This is a genomic window from Frigoribacterium sp. ME-P-080, assembly GCF_030209595.1.
GTDB lineage: Bacteria > Actinomycetota > Actinomycetes > Actinomycetales > Microbacteriaceae > Frigoribacterium.
In genome coordinates, this window is record NZ_JARVRR010000003.1 from 129,913 (window position 1) to 147,395 (window position 17,483).

16 protein-coding genes are annotated in these 17,483 nt (G+C 70.3%); all 16 read right to left on the minus strand.

Features of this window, described 5'->3' with window-relative positions; all coding sequences use genetic code 11:
* Positions 1-65: 65 nt before the first annotated feature.
* Positions 66-503 carry a hypothetical protein gene (locus QRN23_RS05815; protein ID WP_277958960.1) on the minus strand — a complete coding sequence of 146 codons (438 nt, stop codon included), beginning with the start codon at positions 501-503 and terminating at the stop codon, positions 66-68.
* A complete protein-coding gene (locus tag QRN23_RS05820; protein ID WP_173151124.1) occupies positions 500-1,003 on the minus strand; it encodes a hypothetical protein in 504 nt (167 codons plus the stop codon). The genes QRN23_RS05815 and QRN23_RS05820 overlap by 4 nt, the downstream gene beginning before the upstream one ends.
* Entirely contained in the window at positions 1,000-2,139 is a 1,140-nt protein-coding gene (locus QRN23_RS05825; protein WP_277958959.1) for a mannitol-1-phosphate 5-dehydrogenase, read from the minus strand. The genes QRN23_RS05820 and QRN23_RS05825 overlap by 4 nt, the downstream gene beginning before the upstream one ends.
* A gap of 102 nt (positions 2,140-2,241) precedes the next feature.
* The gene (gene ilvC, locus QRN23_RS05830; protein ID WP_056046250.1) at positions 2,242-3,267 is read right to left on the minus strand and encodes a ketol-acid reductoisomerase; all 1,026 of its coding nucleotides are present in this window, start codon (positions 3,265-3,267) and stop codon (positions 2,242-2,244) included.
* A gap of 72 nt (positions 3,268-3,339) precedes the next feature.
* Positions 3,340-3,846, minus strand: coding sequence for an acetolactate synthase small subunit (gene ilvN, locus QRN23_RS05835; protein ID WP_043593980.1), 507 nt, complete (start codon positions 3,844-3,846; stop codon positions 3,340-3,342).
* Positions 3,843-5,735 carry an acetolactate synthase large subunit gene (locus QRN23_RS05840; protein WP_082460282.1) on the minus strand — a complete coding sequence of 631 codons (1,893 nt, stop codon included), beginning with the start codon at positions 5,733-5,735 and terminating at the stop codon, positions 3,843-3,845. Before QRN23_RS05840 ends, ilvN begins: the two co-directional genes overlap by 4 nt.
* A gap of 104 nt (positions 5,736-5,839) precedes the next feature.
* The gene (gene ilvD / locus QRN23_RS05845; protein ID WP_285062854.1) at positions 5,840-7,552 is read right to left on the minus strand and encodes a dihydroxy-acid dehydratase; all 1,713 of its coding nucleotides are present in this window, start codon (positions 7,550-7,552) and stop codon (positions 5,840-5,842) included.
* A 53-nt stretch (positions 7,553-7,605) separates the two neighbouring features.
* The gene (mnhG, locus tag QRN23_RS05850) at positions 7,606-8,166 is read right to left on the minus strand and encodes a monovalent cation/H(+) antiporter subunit G (protein WP_285062855.1); all 561 of its coding nucleotides are present in this window, start codon (positions 8,164-8,166) and stop codon (positions 7,606-7,608) included.
* A complete protein-coding gene (locus QRN23_RS05855; protein ID WP_054145652.1) occupies positions 8,163-8,426 on the minus strand; it encodes an MrpF/PhaF family protein in 264 nt (87 codons plus the stop codon). Before QRN23_RS05855 ends, mnhG begins: the two co-directional genes overlap by 4 nt.
* Complete coding sequence (locus tag QRN23_RS05860) at positions 8,423-9,043, minus strand: Na+/H+ antiporter subunit E (protein ID WP_056046254.1); 621 nt, start codon at positions 9,041-9,043, stop codon at positions 8,423-8,425. Before QRN23_RS05860 ends, QRN23_RS05855 begins: the two co-directional genes overlap by 4 nt.
* Positions 9,040-10,677 carry a Na+/H+ antiporter subunit D gene (locus QRN23_RS05865; RefSeq protein ID WP_159826229.1) on the minus strand — a complete coding sequence of 546 codons (1,638 nt, stop codon included), beginning with the start codon at positions 10,675-10,677 and terminating at the stop codon, positions 9,040-9,042. The genes QRN23_RS05860 and QRN23_RS05865 overlap by 4 nt, the downstream gene beginning before the upstream one ends.
* Positions 10,674-11,186, minus strand: a complete 513-nt coding sequence (locus tag QRN23_RS05870) for a Na(+)/H(+) antiporter subunit C (RefSeq protein WP_123570375.1) — start codon at positions 11,184-11,186, stop codon at positions 10,674-10,676. Before QRN23_RS05870 ends, QRN23_RS05865 begins: the two co-directional genes overlap by 4 nt.
* Entirely contained in the window at positions 11,183-14,185 is a 3,003-nt protein-coding gene (locus QRN23_RS05875) for a Na+/H+ antiporter subunit A (RefSeq protein ID WP_200412234.1), read from the minus strand. The genes QRN23_RS05870 and QRN23_RS05875 overlap by 4 nt, the downstream gene beginning before the upstream one ends.
* Positions 14,186-14,326: 141 nt before the next feature.
* Positions 14,327-15,106, minus strand: coding sequence for a trehalose-phosphatase (otsB, locus tag QRN23_RS05880; RefSeq protein WP_056046256.1), 780 nt, complete (start codon positions 15,104-15,106; stop codon positions 14,327-14,329).
* A complete protein-coding gene (otsA, locus tag QRN23_RS05885) occupies positions 15,103-16,602 on the minus strand; it encodes an alpha,alpha-trehalose-phosphate synthase (UDP-forming) (protein ID WP_173151134.1) in 1,500 nt (499 codons plus the stop codon). Before otsA ends, otsB begins: the two co-directional genes overlap by 4 nt.
* A 108-nt stretch (positions 16,603-16,710) precedes the next feature.
* Positions 16,711-17,481: a fructosamine kinase family protein gene (locus tag QRN23_RS05890; RefSeq protein ID WP_123570379.1), complete on the minus strand. Its 771-nt coding sequence runs from the start codon at positions 17,479-17,481 to the stop codon at positions 16,711-16,713.
* Positions 17,482-17,483 lie beyond the last annotated feature (2 nt).

A 17,483-nucleotide genomic window follows, 5' to 3' on the forward strand; every position in this document is an offset into this window, starting at 1 on the left:
ACGTCCGCATGACGACGTCCCCGGCGGGCGGCGTCACGGACGCGACCCGCGCCTCCTGGGCTCGCTCAGACGGTCGTGACGTAGGCCGTCAGGGTCAGCGACACGGCCGCCACGAGACCCAGGGCCGCGAACAGCGCCAGCGTGAACTTCCACAGTTCACGACGGCGCCCCACCACGATCGCCCCGACGAAGGCCAGCGGCGGCACGACGACACCCACGATGAGCGGCACCCACGGGGGTGAGACCACCAGGCCGTCGAGGCCGTTCTCACGGTAGAACTCGTTGTTCTGCGTGAAGACCTGCGGCACGAGCACGAGGTTCGAGATGGCCTCGAACAGGTCGAAGGCGAAGAAGACGGCGAAGACGATCGCCACGGCGAGGTAGAAGAAGAAGGAGGCGCGGCCCGGTTCGCTCGCGTCGCCTGCCGTCACCGAGACGGCGTCGTGCTCGTGGCCGTGGTCGTGCTCGTGCTCGTGCTCGTGCTCGTGGCCGTGGTCGTTCATGCGGAGCCTCCCGTCACGAGGGGCCAGGGGGCCACGAGGAGCGCGCCGAGGGCCATCCACGCGAGGCGACGGCCCGTGCGATCGACGGGGACGAGGACGATGACGGCCACGAACCACGCGATCGGGGCCACCACGGCGAACAGTTCGCCGAGGTTCCACATGAGCGACGAGATCGCATCGGTGAACGGGTTGGTGAAGTCGCCGACGGCGACGATCCAGCCCGCGGCCCAGAGGAGGAACACGCCGCCGAGGACGCCGTGGACCACGAGCGACGCCGAACTCATCACCGCGGGGCCGTCGTCGACGTCGTCCTCGTCTTCTTCGTCCGGGTCGTCGGACTCGTCGACGGGCTCGTCGCCTGCACCGTCCGACCGCCGGGCACGACGCGGACGACCCGTCGGCGCAGGCCCCTCGACGTGGCTGCTGTCGGCCTCGTCACCCCAGGTCAGGGCGTCGTCGGCGTCGCCGCCGGTCGGCACCCGCGGGTCGGCTGGCGTCATGCGGTGAGCTTGGACGAGACCGCCGCGAGCAACGCGGGGAACAGCGGGTGGTCGTCCTGGACGCCGGTCAGCGTGCGCGTCAGCTCGTCGGCGGCGAGGCCCGAGCTCAGCAGCGACTGCAGCTCGACGCTCTCGACGTCGTCGGGCACGGAGAAGTCGAGGGCGGCACGCACGGCGCGGACGAGTGCGTCGTAGGGCAGCCCACGCTCGGCGGCCTGGGCCGCGGGGCCGACGAACCGCTCGTGGCGGCTGAGCTTGCGGAGGGGGTTGCGGCCGACGCGTTCGGTCGTGTCGGGGAGGTGCGGGTTGGCGATGCGGACGAGGTTCTTCTCGATGTAGGACTGCTGCTCGTCGGCGTCGAGCTCGTGCTTGGCCACGAGCAGGCCCTTCGTCTCGGCGAGGACGCCGCGGACCTCGGCCATGACCTCGGCGTCGTCCAGGGCCTCACGGATGCTCGTGAGCCCCTTGCGGAACCCGTGGTAAGCGGCCGCGGCGTGGGCGGTGTTGACCGTGAAGAGCTTGCGCTCGATGAAGGGCTCGAGGTCGGCGACCCAGGTGACGCCCTCGATGTCGGGGCGGTGCTCGCCGAACGGCGTGCTCTCGACGACCCATTCGAAGAACGACTCGATGGTGACGTCGAGCGTGCCCCCGGCCTGCTCGGGCACGATCCGGTCGATGGCACAGTTCGCGAAGACGGCGTTCTCGGCCGGATCGTGCTCGCGCACCGCGGCCGCCAGCGAGTCGGTGGCGTTGATGGCGTTCTCGCACGCGATGACGGAGAGCGGCGCCCGATCGGCGGACCGCTGGGCCAGCCCCTTGGCGATGACCGGCGCGACGAACGGCAGGATGCGGGCACCGACCGCGGTGGTCACGACGTCGGCGGTCGCGATCTCGGCGACGAGGGCCGCCTCGTCGGTGCGGCTGTTGATGGCGCGATAACCGTCGACGACGGTCGTACGGCTGTCCTCACCGACCTCGTGCACCTCGAACGACGACTGCGAGTGCAGCGCCCCGATCAGGTCGTCGTTCACGTCGGCGAAGACGACCTCGTAACCACTCGCGTGGAGGAACTGGGCGACGAAGCCCCGACCGATGTTGCCGGCGCCGAAGTGCACGGCCTTCTTGCTGTGAGCCATGCCATAGATCATGCCACGACGTCACCGCGCCGGCGGACGGCGAGAGGGCCCCGCACCGGGTGGTGCGGGGCCCTCTCGGGTGGTTCCGGTGCTGCGTCGAGGTCAGCGCGCAGCGCTGCCGTCGACGTAGTCGGAGTCCTGCTGCTTCCAGGCGAACAGGGCACGCAGCTCTTGGCCGGTGGCCTCGATCGGGTGCTCCTCGCCCTTCTTGCGGAGCTCCGTGAACTCGGGCGCGCCGGCGTCCTGGTCCTCGATGAAGCGCTTCGCGAAGGCGCCCGACTGGATGTCGGCGAGCACGGCCTTCATGTTGTCCTTGACGTCGGGGGTGATGACGCGGGGGCCCGAGACGTAGTCGCCGTACTCGGCCGTGTCGGAGACGCTCCAGCGCTGCTTGGCCAGGCCGCCCTCCCAGATCAGGTCGACGATCAGCTTGAGCTCGTGCAGCACCTCGAAGTAGGCGATCTGCGGCTGGTAGCCGGCCTCGGTCAGGGTCTCGAAGCCGTACTGGATCAGCTGCGAGGTCCCGCCGCAGAGCACGGCCTGCTCGCCGAAGAGGTCGGTCTCGGTCTCTTCGGTGAAGGTGGTCTTGATGCCGCCGGCACGCAGGCCGCCGATGCCCTTGGAGTACGACCAGGCGAGATCCCACGCGGCGCCGGAGGCGTCCTTCTCGACGGCGACGATGACGGGCACGCCGCGGCCGGCCTCGAACTCGCGACGGACGGTGTGGCCGGGGCCCTTGGGGGCGACGAGGACCACGTCGACGCCCTCGGGCGCCTCGATGTAGCCGAACCGGATGTTGAAGCCGTGGCCGAAGACCAGGGCCTTGCCGTCGGCGAGGTTCGGCGCGATGTCGTCGGCGTACACGTGACGCTGGACCTGGTCGGGCGCGAGGATCACGATGACGTCGCCCCAGGCCGAGGCCTCGGCGGGCGTCTGCACCGTGAAGCCGGCCTCCTCGGCCTTGGCGCGGCTCTTCGAGCCCTCCTTGAGGCCGACGACGACCTCGACGCCCGAGTCGCGGAGGTTCAGCGCGTGGGCGTGGCCCTGCGAGCCGTAGCCGATGACGGCGACCTTCTTGCCCTGGATGATCGACAGGTCGGCGTCGTTGTCGTAGACGATTTCAGTCACGGTGTGGTTCTCCTTGGGTGGTGACGGTGGGGTGTCGGGGCGAGGAGGCGCGGTGCGCGACCCCTCGCGGGTTCAGTTCTTGAAGACGCGGTCGGTGATCGACTTCGCGCCGCGGCCGATGGCCAACAGGCCCGACTGCGAGATCTCCTTGATGCCGTATGGCTCGAGCACGCGGAGCAGCGCCGTCGTCTTGCCGGTGTCGCCCGTGACCTCGATGACGAGGGCGTCGGTCGACACGTCGACCACCGAGGCGCGGAAGAGGGTGACGGCCTCGAGCACCTGCGAGCGGGTCGTGTTGTCGACGCGCACCTTGATCAGCAGGTGCTCGCGCTGCACGGACTGCGAGTAGTCCAGCTCGACGATCTTGATCACGTTGATGAGCTTGTTCAGCTGCTTGGTGACCTGCTCGAGCGGCAGTTCTTCGACGTCGACGACGACCGTGATGCGGCTCAGCCCCTCGACCTCGCTCTTGCCGACGGCGAGGCTCTCGATGTTGAAGCCGCGCCGGGCGAAGAGGCCGGCGACACGGGTCAGCAGACCCGGCTTGTCTTCGACGAGCAGGGACAGGACGTGGCTCATGCGTGTTCTCCGGTCATGTCGCCGTCGCGGGTGGTGTCGGAGGCGCTCGTGCCCGGCGCCTCGTCGTCCCACTCGGGAGCGAGGGCGCGGGCGTGCTGGATCTCGGAGTTCGAGACCCCCTGCGGCACCATCGGCCAGACCATCGCGTCGCGGCTGACGACGAAGTCGATGACGACCGGGCGGTCGTTGGTCGCGAGGGCGAGCTCGATGGCCGCGTCGACCTCGTCCTCGGTGCGGACCCGGATGCCCAGGGCGCCGTAGGCGTCGGCGAGCTTGACGAAGTCCGGCACCATGCGCGTCTCGTGACCCGTGTTGAGGTCGGTGAACGAGTGGCGCCCCTCGTAGAAGAGCGTCTGCCACTGCCGCACCATGCCGAGCGACGAGTTGTTGATGATCGCGACCTTGATCGGGATGTCGTTGATGACGCAGGTGGCCAACTCCTGGTTGGTCATCTGGAAGCAGCCGTCGCCGTCGATCGCCCACACCACGCGGTCGGGCTGGGCGACCTTGGCCCCCATGGCGGCCGGGACCGAATAGCCCATCGTGCCCGCGCCTCCGGAGTTGAGCCAGGCGTGCGGGCGCTCGTACTCGATGAACTGGGCCGCCCACATCTGGTGCTGGCCGACGCCGGAGGCGTAGATCGCCTCGGGGCCGGAGAGCTGCCCGATGCGCTGGATGATCGCCTGGGGTGACAGCAGGCCGTCGTCGGGCTGGGTGTAGCCGAGCGGGAACTGTTCGCGAAGACCCTCGAGGTGCTCCCACCACGCCGCGATGTCGGGCTTGACCCCACCCGTGACCTCGGCGAACGCGCTCGTGAGGTCGGGGATGACGACCTTGGCGTCACCCACGATGGGCACGTCGGCGATGCGGATCTTCGAGATCTCGGCGGGGTCGATGTCGACGTGGACGACCTTGGCACCGGGCGCGAAGAGCTCGGCCTTGCCGGTCACCCGGTCGTCGAAGCGCGCGCCGAGGGCGATGATGAGGTCGCTCTCCTGGAGTCCCAGCACGGCCGGCACCGTGCCGTGCATGCCGGGCATCCCGAGGTGTTGCGGGTGGGTGTCGGGGAACGCACCGCGGGCCATCAGGGTGGTGACGACGGGAGCCCCGGTGAGCTCGACGAGGGCCTTGAGCTCGGCCGACGCCCCGGCGCGGATCACGCCGCCGCCGACGTAGAAGACGGGTTGCTTGGCGTCGGCGATCATCTGGGCCGCGGCGGTGATCTGCTTGCCGTGCGCCCTCGTCACCGGTCGGTAGCCCGGCAGGTCGACGACGGGCGGCCAGATGAAGGGTGCGCTGTTCTGCTGCGCGTCCTTCGTGATGTCGACGAGCACCGGGCCGGGACGCCCCGTGCTCGCGATCTGGTACGCGGCGGCGAGCGTCGCCGGGATGTCCTCGGGCTTGGTCACCAGGAACGAGTGCTTCGTGATCGGCATCGTGATGCCGACGATGTCGGCCTCCTGGAAGGCGTCGGTGCCCATGAGGGTCGAGAAGACCTGCCCGGTGATGGCCAGCAGCGGCATGCTGTCCATGTAGGCGTCCGCGATCGCCGTGACGAGGTTCGTCGCGCCGGGGCCGGACGTCGCGATCGCGACGCCGACGCGACCGGACGCGGCGGCGTAGCCCTCGGCGGCGTGCCCGGCGCCCTGCTCGTGGCGGACCAGGATGTGTCGGATCGCCGTCGAGGCCATCAACTCGTCGTAGAACGGGATGATGGCTCCGCCGGGCAACCCGAAGACGTCGGTGACGCCCAGGTGCTCGAGCGACTTGAGGATGGCGCCCGACCCGGTCAGCACGGGAGGCGCGGTCGGCGCCCCGACGGACGCGCCGGCGCTCGGCCGGGCCGTCCGCGTCGCGGTGCCGGGCGTGGGGGTGGACTCTGCAGGCATCAGTGCCGGTTCCCTGTTCGTGGTCGGTGATCGATGGTGACGGTGCGGGACGCGGCCGTGCACGGGGTGCGACGTCGCGACGGCTCGACCGGCGGTGGGACGCGTCAGTAGGTGACGGCGCCCTCGGCCGCGGAGCGGACCTGGCGTGCGTACTTCGCGAGGACACCGCGGGTGTAGCGCGGGGGAAGCGGTGCCCAGCCGTCTCGGCGGGCTTCCAGCTCTGCGGCGTCGACGAGTAGGTCGATCGAGCGAGCGGCGATGTCGACCCGAATCAAGTCACCATCGCGCACGAAGGCGATCGGACCGGAGTCGACCGCTTCGGGTGCTATGTGGCCGATGCACAGGCCGGTTGTGCCGCCTGAGAATCGTCCGTCCGTCAACAGTAGTACATCTTTGCCGAGCCCTGCGCCCTTGATGGCCGCGGTGATGGCGAGCATCTCGCGCATGCCCGGGCCGCCCTTGGGGCCCTCGTAGCGGATGACGACCACGTCGCCGGACTCGATGCGCCCCTCGGTGAGGGCGTCCATGGCGCCACGTTCGCGTTCGAAGACCTTCGCCGGCCCCTCGAACACCGACGCGTCGAAGCCCGCCGTCTTGACGACGGCGCCCTCGGGGGCCATCGAGCCTCTGAGGACGGTGAGGCCGCCGGTCGCGTGGATCGGGTTGTCGAGCGTCCGCAGCACCTCGCCGTCGAGCGGCTTCGGCTTGATGGACTCGAGGTTCTCGGCGACGGTCTTGCCGGTGACGGTGAGGCAGTCGCCGTGCAGCAGACCCGCGTCGAGCAGCGCCTTCATGACGACGGGGACGCCACCCATGCGGTCGACGTCGTTCATGACGTACTTGCCGAAGGGCTTGAGGTCGCCGATGTGCGGCACCTTGTCGCCGATGCGGTTGAAGTCGTCGATGGTCAGGTCGACCTCGGCCTCGTACGCGATGGCGAGCAGGTGCAACACGACGTTGGTCGAGCCACCGAAGGCCATGGCCACGGCGATGGCGTTCTCGAACGCCTTCTTGGTGAGGATGTCGCGCGTCGTGATGCCCTGACGGAGCATCTCGACGACGGCCTCGCCCGAACGGTGGGCGAAGTAGTCGCGGCGGCGGTCGGCCGACGGCGGGGCCGCCGAACCGGGGAGGCTCATGCCGAGGGCCTCGGCGACGCTGGCCATGGTGTTGGCCGTGTACATCCCGCCACAGGCGCCCTCGCCCGGCACGATGGCGCACTCGATCGCCTTCAGGTCGTCGTCGCTCATGTTGCCGGCCTTGTAGGCGCCCACGGCCTCGAACGAGTCGATGATCGTGACGTTCTTCTCGGTGCCGTCGCTGAGCTTGACCCAACCGGGGGCGACGCTGCCGGCGTAGAGGAAGACGCTGGCGAGGTCGAGCCGGGCGGCGGCCATCAGCATGCCGGGCAGCGACTTGTCGCAACCGGCGAGCAACACCGACCCGTCGAGCCGCTCGGCGTTCATGACGACCTCGACGCTGTCGGCGATCACCTCGCGTGAGACCAGCGAGAAGTGCATGCCCTCGTGGCCCATCGAGATGCCGTCGGACACCGAGACGGTGCCGAACTGGAGCGGGTACCCTCCCCCGGCGTGGACGCCTTCCTTGGCACCCTGGGCCAGACGGTCGAGCGACAGGTTGCAGGGGGTGATCTCGTTCCAGCTGCTGGCGATGCCGATCTGGGGCTTGCTCCAGTCCTCGTCGCCCATGCCGACGGCACGGAGCATGCCTCGCGACGTGGTGGCCTCGACGCCGTCGGTGACGACGCGGCTGCGGGGTTTGATGTCGATCCCGTCCGGGGTGGGCTTCTCTGGCATGGGTCGAGTTTAGGGCGTGACCGCGCTCGTGCCGTCCACCGTCGCCGACGGCCTCAGAGCTCGCCCGGCTCCCCCGCGGCGTCTCCGGTCGACCGCGTCCGCCGACCCTCGTGGTCGCGGGCGTCGTCGTCACCCTGCCTGTCGTCGAGCCCGGACGAGTCCCCGACCCGGTCCATCTCGACGGCCAACGCGTCGGCCGACCCGACGGGCAGGTCGGACACGTCGAGATCGGCGACGTCGCCCTCGGTCGTCTCGGCGATCTCGCCGGCCGCCCGGGCCACGGCGTCGTCGAGTTCGTCCACGACCAACCGATCGCGCAGGAGGTCGCCGTTGCGGTACCCCGCCCGACCGATCATGTGCGCCGAGATGGGTGCGGTGAGCATCTGGAAGACGAGGACGACGAGCAGGGACGCGATCGTCCCCACGGTGTGCTGGTCGAGCGCGATCGCCGCCAGGACCAGGATGAGGCCGAAGATCTGCGGCTTGGTCGCGGCGTGCATGCGCGACAGGGCGTCGGGGAACCTCAGGAGGCCGATGCCCGCCGCGACCGAGAGCAGTGCCCCGCCGATGAGCATGACCGAGGCCGCCACGTCGTAGACCGTCTCGGGGATCACGAGGGATCCTGCTTCGAGACGTAGCGCGCGACCGTGATGGAGCCGAGGACGGCCGTCAGCGCGAGGGCGAGGATGACCGGGATGGTCCGGGTGTGGCCGTTGAAGACCATGTCGGCGGCGAGCACGCAGATCAGGGTGGTCAGCAGCATGTCGGACGCGATCATGCGGTCGAGGATGGACGGCCCCCGCACGATGCGGATGACCGACGCGAGGCCGGCGAACGCGAAGAGCGCTCCGACGACGTAGGCGACGACGGTCACGAGGGACCTCCTTCGTGGGACGAGGAACGGCTGACCGCTTCGTGGACCTCGGCCGCGGCCGGGGTGCCCTCCGCGATGCGACGGCGGTCGTCGTCGCTGCCGAGCACCCGGACGAGGCGGGCCTCGACGACCAGGACGCCGTCGCGGACGCCCTCGACACCGGCGAGGTCCTCGACCGCGAGCGCGTGCAGGTAGAGGATCGACCGCTCGCGGTCGGCCTCGACCACGAGCGACCCGGGGACGAGCGAGATCGCCTCGGCGACGAGGGTCATGATGAAGTCCGACCTCGTGTGCAGCTGCACCGCGACGATCGCGTTCGAGGTCACGCCGCGAGGTCGGACGGCCTGCCAGGCGACGATGACGGAGGCGCGCACCAGGTCGACCACGAAGTGCGCCAGGAAGACCACGGCGTACCAGAGGTTGAACCGGCCGCTCAGTTCGACCGGGGGCAGGAAGAACACCCGGGTCACGAGCAGCGCCACGGCGACGCCGGTGACGAAGGCCAGGACGGTGAACTGGTTCCACAAGGCCATCCAGAGGACGACCAGTCCGACGAGCAGGGGGAGCTGCCGGGCGAGGCTGCGGCCGACCTCGCCGCGGGTGGGACGGCCGGTCACGGGGTGCTCCCCTCGTCTGCGGAGTCCGAGGCGGGTTCGGGCTCGGGCGACGACGGGTCGGACGTCGTCTCGCCCTGACCGCCCGGGAAGACCGTCTGCACGTAGTCGTTCGAGCCGTAGACCCGGCCGGCCGCACGTTCGGCGACACCGTAGAGCGGGCCCGCGGCGAAGGTCAGGGCGAGCGAGACGAGCACCATGCCCGCGGTCGCGCCCACCATGGTGCGGGGGTTGGTGCGACGTCGCTGGACGGCCACCCGACCCGGGGCCTCCTCGAGGTGCTCGGTGAAGGGTGACTCGTGGTCGTCGACATCGGCCTTCGGGCGCCAGAACGCGAGGTTCCAGGCACGCATGAGCGCGTAGAGCGTCAGCAGCGACGTGAGGGCCCCGGCTCCGATGAGGACGTACACGAGGGGATCGTCGAGCCGGGCACCGGCCTCGAAGAGCGCGACCTTGCCGATGAAACCGGAGAACGGCGGGATGCCGCCCAGGTTGAGGGCCGGGATGAAGAAGAGGACGGCGACGATCGGTGCCGCCTTGAGGAGACCGCCCAGGCGGGTGATCGACGCCGTGCCGCCTCGCCGTTCGATCAGGCCCGCCCCGAGGAAGAGCGTGGTCTGCACCGTGATGTGGTGCACGACGTAGTAGATCGTGGCGGCCAGGCCCTCGACGGTCCCGAGTGCGATGCCGAAGATCATGTAGCCGATGTGGCTGACCAGGGTGAACGAGAGCAGACGCTTGATGTCGGCCTGGGCCACGGCCCCGAGGATGCCCACGATCATCGTCAGCAACGCGATGATCAGCAGGTAGACGTTGACGTTGCTCTCGACGAACAGCACCGTCTCGGTGCGGATGATGGCGTAGACGCCCACCTTGGTCAGCAGGCCGGCGAACACGGCGGTGACGGGGGCGGGAGCGGTCGGGTACGAGTCGGGCAGCCAGAACGACAGCGGGAAGATCGCCGCCTTGATGCCGAACGCCGTGAGCAGCATGACGTGGATGATCGTCTGCACGTCGGGCGGGATGGTGTCCATCTTCTGGGCGATGTCGGCGATGTTGACCGTGCCGAGCGCTCCGTAGATCATCGCGATGGAGGCGAGGAACAGGACGGACGACACCAGGCTGACGACGATGTAGACCACGCCGGCCCGGATGCGCTGCTCGGTGCCGCCGAGGGTGATCAGCACGTAGCTGGCCACCAGGAGGATCTCGAAGCCCACGTAGAGGTTGAAGAGGTCACCCGCGATGAAGGCGTTGAACACGCCCGTGGCGAGGATGAGGTAGGTCGGGTTGTAGATCGAGACCGGTGCCTCGCCGTCACCGTCGGCCTGGCCCTGCCCGACCGAGAACACGAACACCGCCAGCAGGACGATCGACGAGATGCTGAGCATGAGAGCGGCGAGACGGTCGACGACGAGCGTGATGCCGAACGGCGCCTGCCAACCGCCCACCTGCACGGCGATCGCTCCGTGCGTGTCTACGACCACGAGCAGCACCAGGCTGATGACGACGACGAGCGCCAGGGCGACGATCGAGACCACGGCCTGCGAGCGGGGCCGCCGACCGGCGATCAGGGCCGCCGCGGCTCCGAGCAGCGGGATGAGGACGACGAGCGGCACGAGGTAGCTGAGGTTCATGCTCGGTGCCCTTTCTCGTCGTGGTGAGGCCGGTCGTCGCGCAGCGACCGGTCGTCCGTCGGCACGGCCGCTTCGGCACGGCTGCCGAACTCGCTGTCGCCACCGGCCTCGTCGTCACCGTCGCCCTGTTCGGACTCTTCTTCGGCCGGGACGCCTCGACGCCCGATCTCGAGGTCTTCGGCGTCGTCCGCGAGGGTGTCTCCCTGGGCCAGCCGCCACGACCGGTAGATCAACGCGAGCATGAAGGCCGAGATGCCGAAGGTGATGACGATGGCCGTCAGCACGAACGCCTGCGGCAGCGGGTCGGCGAAGTCGGCCGGATCGGCCTGGCCGTCGACCACGGGGGCCGCGCCGCGCCGTCCGGACATGAGGAGGATGAGGATGTTCGTGGCGTTCCCGACGAGCAGGAAGCCCAGCAGCACACGGGTCATGCTGCGCTCGAGCAGCAGGTAGACGCCGCAGGCGTACAGCGCGGCCATGACGACGATCAGGACGAGGGAGACGCTCATGCGCGGCCCCGCTCGGTCGGGGGCGTACCGGCGACGGACACGGGGAGCGCCTCCTCTTCGGGTTCGGACACCTCGCTCGGGTGGCCGAACGCGTCCTCTTCTTCTTGACGGTCGACCTCGGCTCCGAGGCTCCGGAGCACGTCGAGGACGAGCCCGACGACGACCAGGTAGACGCCGACGTCGAAGAAGGTCGACGTGACGAACTCGACGTGGCCGAGCAGCGGCACCTCGGCCTCGACCCAGGTCGAGGTCAGGGCGTCGACGCCGAAGAAGAGCGGGACGAGTGCCGTCGCGGCGACCGTCAGGAGACCGGCACCGAGGAGCTTGCCGGCATCGAGGGGCGCGGCCGCACCGAGTTCGTACCGACCGCCCGCGAGGTACCGGGCCACGAAGGCGAAGCCCGCCACCAGACCGCCGGCGAAGCCGCCGCCGGGCAGGTTGTGACCGGCGAAGAGCAGGTAGATCGAGACGACGATGATGGCGTGGAAGATCAGCCGCACGACCACCTCGAGCAGGATCGACCGGTTCTGCGGGGCGAGTTTGCGCCCGGCCAGCAACCAGGCGCGCCGGTCGCCCTCGGTGCTGTCGCCGATCTGCGCCGTCGCCCCGCCGACGGGCACGACCGGCGCCGGCTCGCGCACGGGCCGGACCCGTGCCAGGAACCGCTGGGCACGCGTACGCCGCTCGGGCCGGGGCAGGACGTCGGCGCGGGAGGTCAGGAAGACCAGGCTCGCGACACCGGTCGCGGCGACGATGAGGACCGCGATCTCGCCCATGGTGTCCCATCCGCGGATGTCGACGAGCGTCACGTTGACGACGTTGCGGCCGTGACCGCCGTCGACGGCGAGGTCGGGGAAGGCGCCGGAGACCGTGGGGATCGAGCGTGCCCCCAGGGCGACCACGGCGATGGCGGCCATGACGGACCCGACCGAGATGCCGATGACGGCCCGGATCGCCCGGTGGGTGCGGCCGTTTCGCTCGCCCAGACGGGCCGGCAGCCGACGCAGCACGAGGACGAACGCGATGAGGGTGATGGTCTCGATCAGCGCCTGCGTCAGGGCCAGGTCGGGGGCCCCGTGCAGCGCGAAGAGCGCGGCCATGCCGTAGCCGGTCACCCCGACCAGGACGACGGCCTGGAATCTCTTGTTGGAGAGCGCCGACGCGATGGCGCCGATGATCATCAACCCGCCGATGGCCAGCTGCGCCGGGTAGTCCCAGAGCACGGCGGTGGTCGGCCAGTCGCTGTTGAGCGCCAGCGTCACCACCGACGAGGCGATGAACACGACGAGGATGGTGGCGAGGTAGAAGGGCAACGAACCGCGCTGCGTCGTCGCGGTCGTCCGCGACGCCGTCCGGTCGATGGTCGCCATGATCCGCACGTACCCGTCGGAGGCGCGGGGCAGGAACGAGACGGCCTTCTGCACCTGCGACACCCGGTCGCGCTGCCAGAAGAGGAGGGCCCCGACCCCGAGCGAGACCGCCGTGAAGCCGAGCGCGGGCTCGAGACCGTGCCAGAGCGCCAGGTAGTAGGGGCCGTGCTCGCCCGGGGCCGCGGGGAGCGTGTCGGCATAACGAGCGAAGACCGGACCGACCTGGTACGAGACGAGGCCGAGCACCAGGCCGGCGACGGCGAGGACGATCGGCGACGCCAGGAAGTCGACGTGCTCACGGACGAAGTCGACCGGCTCGACGCCCTTCTTGCGACCGAAGGCCCCCCAGAGGAACCGCAGGCTGTAGGCGGTGGTCAGGATCGAGCCGACGACGACGCCGACCAGGGCGACGACGCCCCAGGCCGACCCGGTCACGGCGTCGTCGTAGAGGGCCGTGAGCACGGCCTCCTTCGCGACGAAGCCGAAGGTCGGCGGCACGCCGGCCATCGAGGCGAGGGCGAGGAGCGTCACCACGAGGAGGACGGGAGCCTGTCGACCGAGCCCGCAGAGCTTGCGCAGGTCTCGCGTGCCCGCCCGGTGGTCGATGACCCCCACCACGAGGAAGAGCGTCGACTTGAACAGGGCGTGGGCGACCAGCAGGGCGAGCCCGGCGAGGGCCGCGTCGCGGGTGCCGAACCCCACCACGATCGTCAGGAAGCCGAGTTGGCTCACCGTGCCGTAGGCCAGGACCAGCTTGAGGTCGTGCTGACGGAGCGCACGGTACCCGCCGAGGACCATCGTGACCACCCCGACGGTGACGATGATCTCTTGCCAGCCGGGCTGATCGTGGTAGCCGGGGGCGAGACGGGCGACGAGGTAGATGCCGGCCTTGACCATCGCGGCGGCGTGCAGGTAGGCACTGACCGGCGTCGGAGCCGCCATCGCGGCCGGGAGCCAGAAGTGGAACGGCACGAGTGCCGACTTCGACAGCGCCCCGACGAGTACGAGCACGACGGCGACCGTGACGACCGTCCCGGTGGGTGGCTGCTCGACGAGCTGGGACAACGAGCTCGTGCCGCCCTGGACGGCGAGGATCACGAGGCCGACGAGCATCGCGAGCCCGCCCGCGGTCGTCACGATGAGAGCCTGCAACGCGGCCCCGCGGCTGGCCTGCTTCGCCGTGTAGTGCCCGATCAACAGGTACGAGAAGACGCTCGTGGCCTCCCAGAAGACGAACAGGACGAACACGTCGTCGCTCGTGACGAGGCCGTACATCGCTCCGGCGAAGGCCACCAGCACGGCGGCGAACCGTGCCCGACCGGCCTCGTCCCGCTCGAAGTAGCGCGCACAGTAGACGAGCACGAGGCCGCCGATGCCCGTGACGACGAGCGCGAGGACCCAGGCGAGGACGTCCATGCGCAGGGTGAGCGAGATGGCGAGCTGCGGAATCCACGGCACGGCCTCGGTGGGCACCTCGCCCGACAACACGGCGGGCCCCTGGAGGGCCGTGAAGGCGAAGGCGGCGAAGGGGACGACGGACGCCCAGAGGAAGAGCGAACGGCCGAGGCGTCCGCCGACGCAGGCCACGACGACGGCCGCCACGGCGAACGCTGTCAGGACTACGATCACGAAGACCTCCGTCGGCTGGCGACCTCGTCGGACCGGCTCGGCTGAGCGGCGGCGGGGAGTCGCGGCGGGGTGTCCAGACTACCTTGCAGTCACCTGGGAATGCTCAGACCCGGCCATCACACCCGTTCAAGGCATGCGCTGTCAGGCATGACCGAGATGCCCACGCAGGCCGGCCAGTTCGACGAGCAGGTCCGCCACGGCGGCGGGGTCGGCGACGCGATGCATCGCCCCCGTCTCGCCCGGGCCGACCTTGATCGACAGGTCGCCCTCGCCGAGTGCCCGGAAGCCGTCCTCGTCGGTGACGTCGTCCCCGGCGTAGAGGACGCCCGTGGCCTGGACGGCCTCCCGGAGCCGGTCGATGCCGTCGTTCTTGCCGGTCGCCCGGACGGCGAACTCGAGGACGTTCTTGCCGACGCGCTCGTGCATGCCGCCGAGCGCCTCGACGGCCTCGCGGGCCGCCGCGTGGACGGCCTCGGTGGTCGCGGCGTCCGCGAGCCGCGTGTGCAGGGCGAGGCCTGCGGGTTTCTCTTCGACGAAGACGCCCTCACGCCCCTCGGCCACACCGTGGACGGCATCGGACAAGCGCGCACGGCCGGCCTTCTCGTCGTCGCTCAACGAGGTCTCGTGACCGTCGACCCGCACCTCGATGCCGTGCGAGCCGACCAACAGCACCTCGTCGGGGGTCTGGCTGACCTCGATCAACGAGGCGAGGTCGCGCCCGGACACGAGGGCGACGGTGGTCTGGTCGAGTGCCGACAGGCGCATGATCGCGTCCAGGGCCGCGGGCAACGCCCGGGCCCGCAGGGGCGCGTCGACCTCGGGCGCCAGGGTGCCGTCGAAGTCGAGCGCGACGAGGAGGCGCGGGGTCGTCGCGAGACGACCGAGCGCGTCGCTCAGGGCCAGGGGGTCGGAACCGGTCACGAGACGTCACCGTCCGTCGTCGCCGAGGCCGGGGCGGGCGTGATCTGCTGCCCGGGTCGCACGTTCTCGAGGGCCTGCAGGAAGGACGCCGACCACTTGGCCACGTCGTTCTCGAGGACGCGACGGCGCAGGGCCCGCATGCGGGTGGTGCGGTCGCGCTTGGGCATCTCGACGGCGCGCATGATGGTGTTCTTGAGGCCGCCGATGTCGTGCGGGTTGATCAGCAGGGCGCTCTTGAGCTCGTCGGCCGCGCCGGCGAACTCGCTGAGCACGAGCACGCCGTCGTTGTCGCGCCGCACCGCCACGTACTCTTTCGCGACCAGGTTCATGCCGTCGCGGAGGGCCGTGACCAGCATGATGTCGGCGGCGAGGTACAACGCCACCATCTCTTCGCGCGGGTAGCCGTGGTGGTGGTAGCTGATGGCCGTGTGGCTCATGGTGCCGTAGTCGCCGTTCACGCGGCCGACGGTGAGCTCGATCTCGTCGCGCAGCAGCTTGTACGTCTCGACCCGCTCACGGCTCGGGCTCGCGACCTGCACGAGCGTGGCGTCCTCGACGCTGAGCCGACCGTCGGCGAGCAGCTCGCCGAACGCCTTCATGCGGTGCCGGATGCCCTTCGTGTAGTCGAGACGGTCGACGCCCAGCATGATCGTCTTGGGGTTGCCGAGGCCCTCGCGGATCTCGCGCGCCCTGGCCTGCACGTCCGGGCGCGCGGCGAGCTCTTCGTAGCTGGCGGCGTCGATCGAGATCGGGAAGTGCTTCGCCAGCACCCGACGGACCTTGGTGCCCCGGCGCGAGACCGGCGCGGACTCGTCGTCGACCGGGACCTCGATGTAGGGGCGCGTCGTCGAGTACCCGAGCAGGTGGCGGACGGCGCGGGAGAAGTTCGACGCGTCGTCCGCCCGCTGGAAGCCGATGACGTCGGCACCGAGCAGGCCCTCGACGATCTGCTGCCGCCAGGGCAGCTGCGAGAAGATGCCGAGCGGCGGGAACGGGATGTGGTTGAAGAACCCGATGGTGACGTCGGGCCGGGCCTCGCGCAGCATCTTGGGAACGAGTTGCAGCTGGTAGTCCTGCACCCAGATGGTGCCGCCCTCTTCGGTGATCTCGGCCGCGCGGTCGGCGAAGCGCTGGTTGACCTGCACGTAGGACTCCCACCAGACCCGGTGGTAGGTCGGGGCGGCGATGACGTCGTGGTAGAGCGGCCAGAGCGTGTCGTTGCTGAAGCCCTCGTAGTAGCGCTGCACCTCGTCGGCGCTGAGCGGCACGGGGACGATCTCGATGCCGTCGGACTCGAAGGGCTCGAACTCGAGGTCGGGTTGGCCCGCCCAGCCCACCCACGCCCCGTCGTTGGCCTTCATGACGGGTTCGAGGGCGGTGACGAGACCCCCGGGCGAGTGCTGCCACGACGCCGACCCGTCGTCGGCGATGACCCGGTCGACGGGGAGGCGGTTGGAGACGACGACGAAGCCGTAACGTTCGGGGGTGTCGGGCATGGGGTGGGTCGGCTCCTGTCGCATCGCCCGCTCGGACGCGGGACGGCCAGATTATCAGCGGTGCCCCAGACGGCTCCTGGCGACCGGCGTACCCCACCCGGACGATCGTCAGACGAGGCGCAGGGTCGCCTCGGCGGCCCGCACGAGGGACGCCCCGTAGCTCGGTCCGTGTCCGGCGGCGTGCACGGCCAACGGGTGGAGCTGGTGCAGTGGCACGCGACCCCGCCACCCCTCGCCCAGCGGCGAGCGCGCCTCGTAGCCCGCCAGCACGTCCTCGAGGTGCGGGCAGCCGAACAGGGCCAGCATCGCCAGGTCGGTCTCGGGATGACCGCCGTGGGCGGCCGGGTCGATGAGCACGACTCCCCCGGCGTCGAAGAGCACGTTGCCGGCCCACAGGTCCCCGTGGAGGCGGGCCGGGGGCAGGTCGTCGTCGAACGCGCCCTCGGCGACGAGGCGGCAGGCTCGCTCGACGACCTCGAGGCCCGCCCGGTCGAGACCGCCCGCCCGGACGGCGACGCGGGCGTAGGGCAGGACCCGCTGCTCGGCGTAGAAGACCCCCCAGGTCGCCTTCGGTCGCACCGTCATCGGACGGCTGCCGATGAAGCACGGCCCCGCCCACCCCCGAGGAGGCGCACCGAACGCCTCCGCACCGCTCGCGTGGGTCACCGCGAGGGCCTCGCCGAAGGCCCGTGCGGCCTCCGCCGTGGGACGGACCTCGTGCACGGGATCGAGGTCGATGCGCCCCGGGGACGCGGCCTGGACGCCGACCGTGCGCGCGCCTCCTCGGGGCGTGGCCTCGGCGAGCCAGGCGAGACCGGCCGCCTCGGCCTCGAAGAAGCCGGCGGGGGCGTCGGCACGCTGCTTCGTGTAGGAGGTCACGG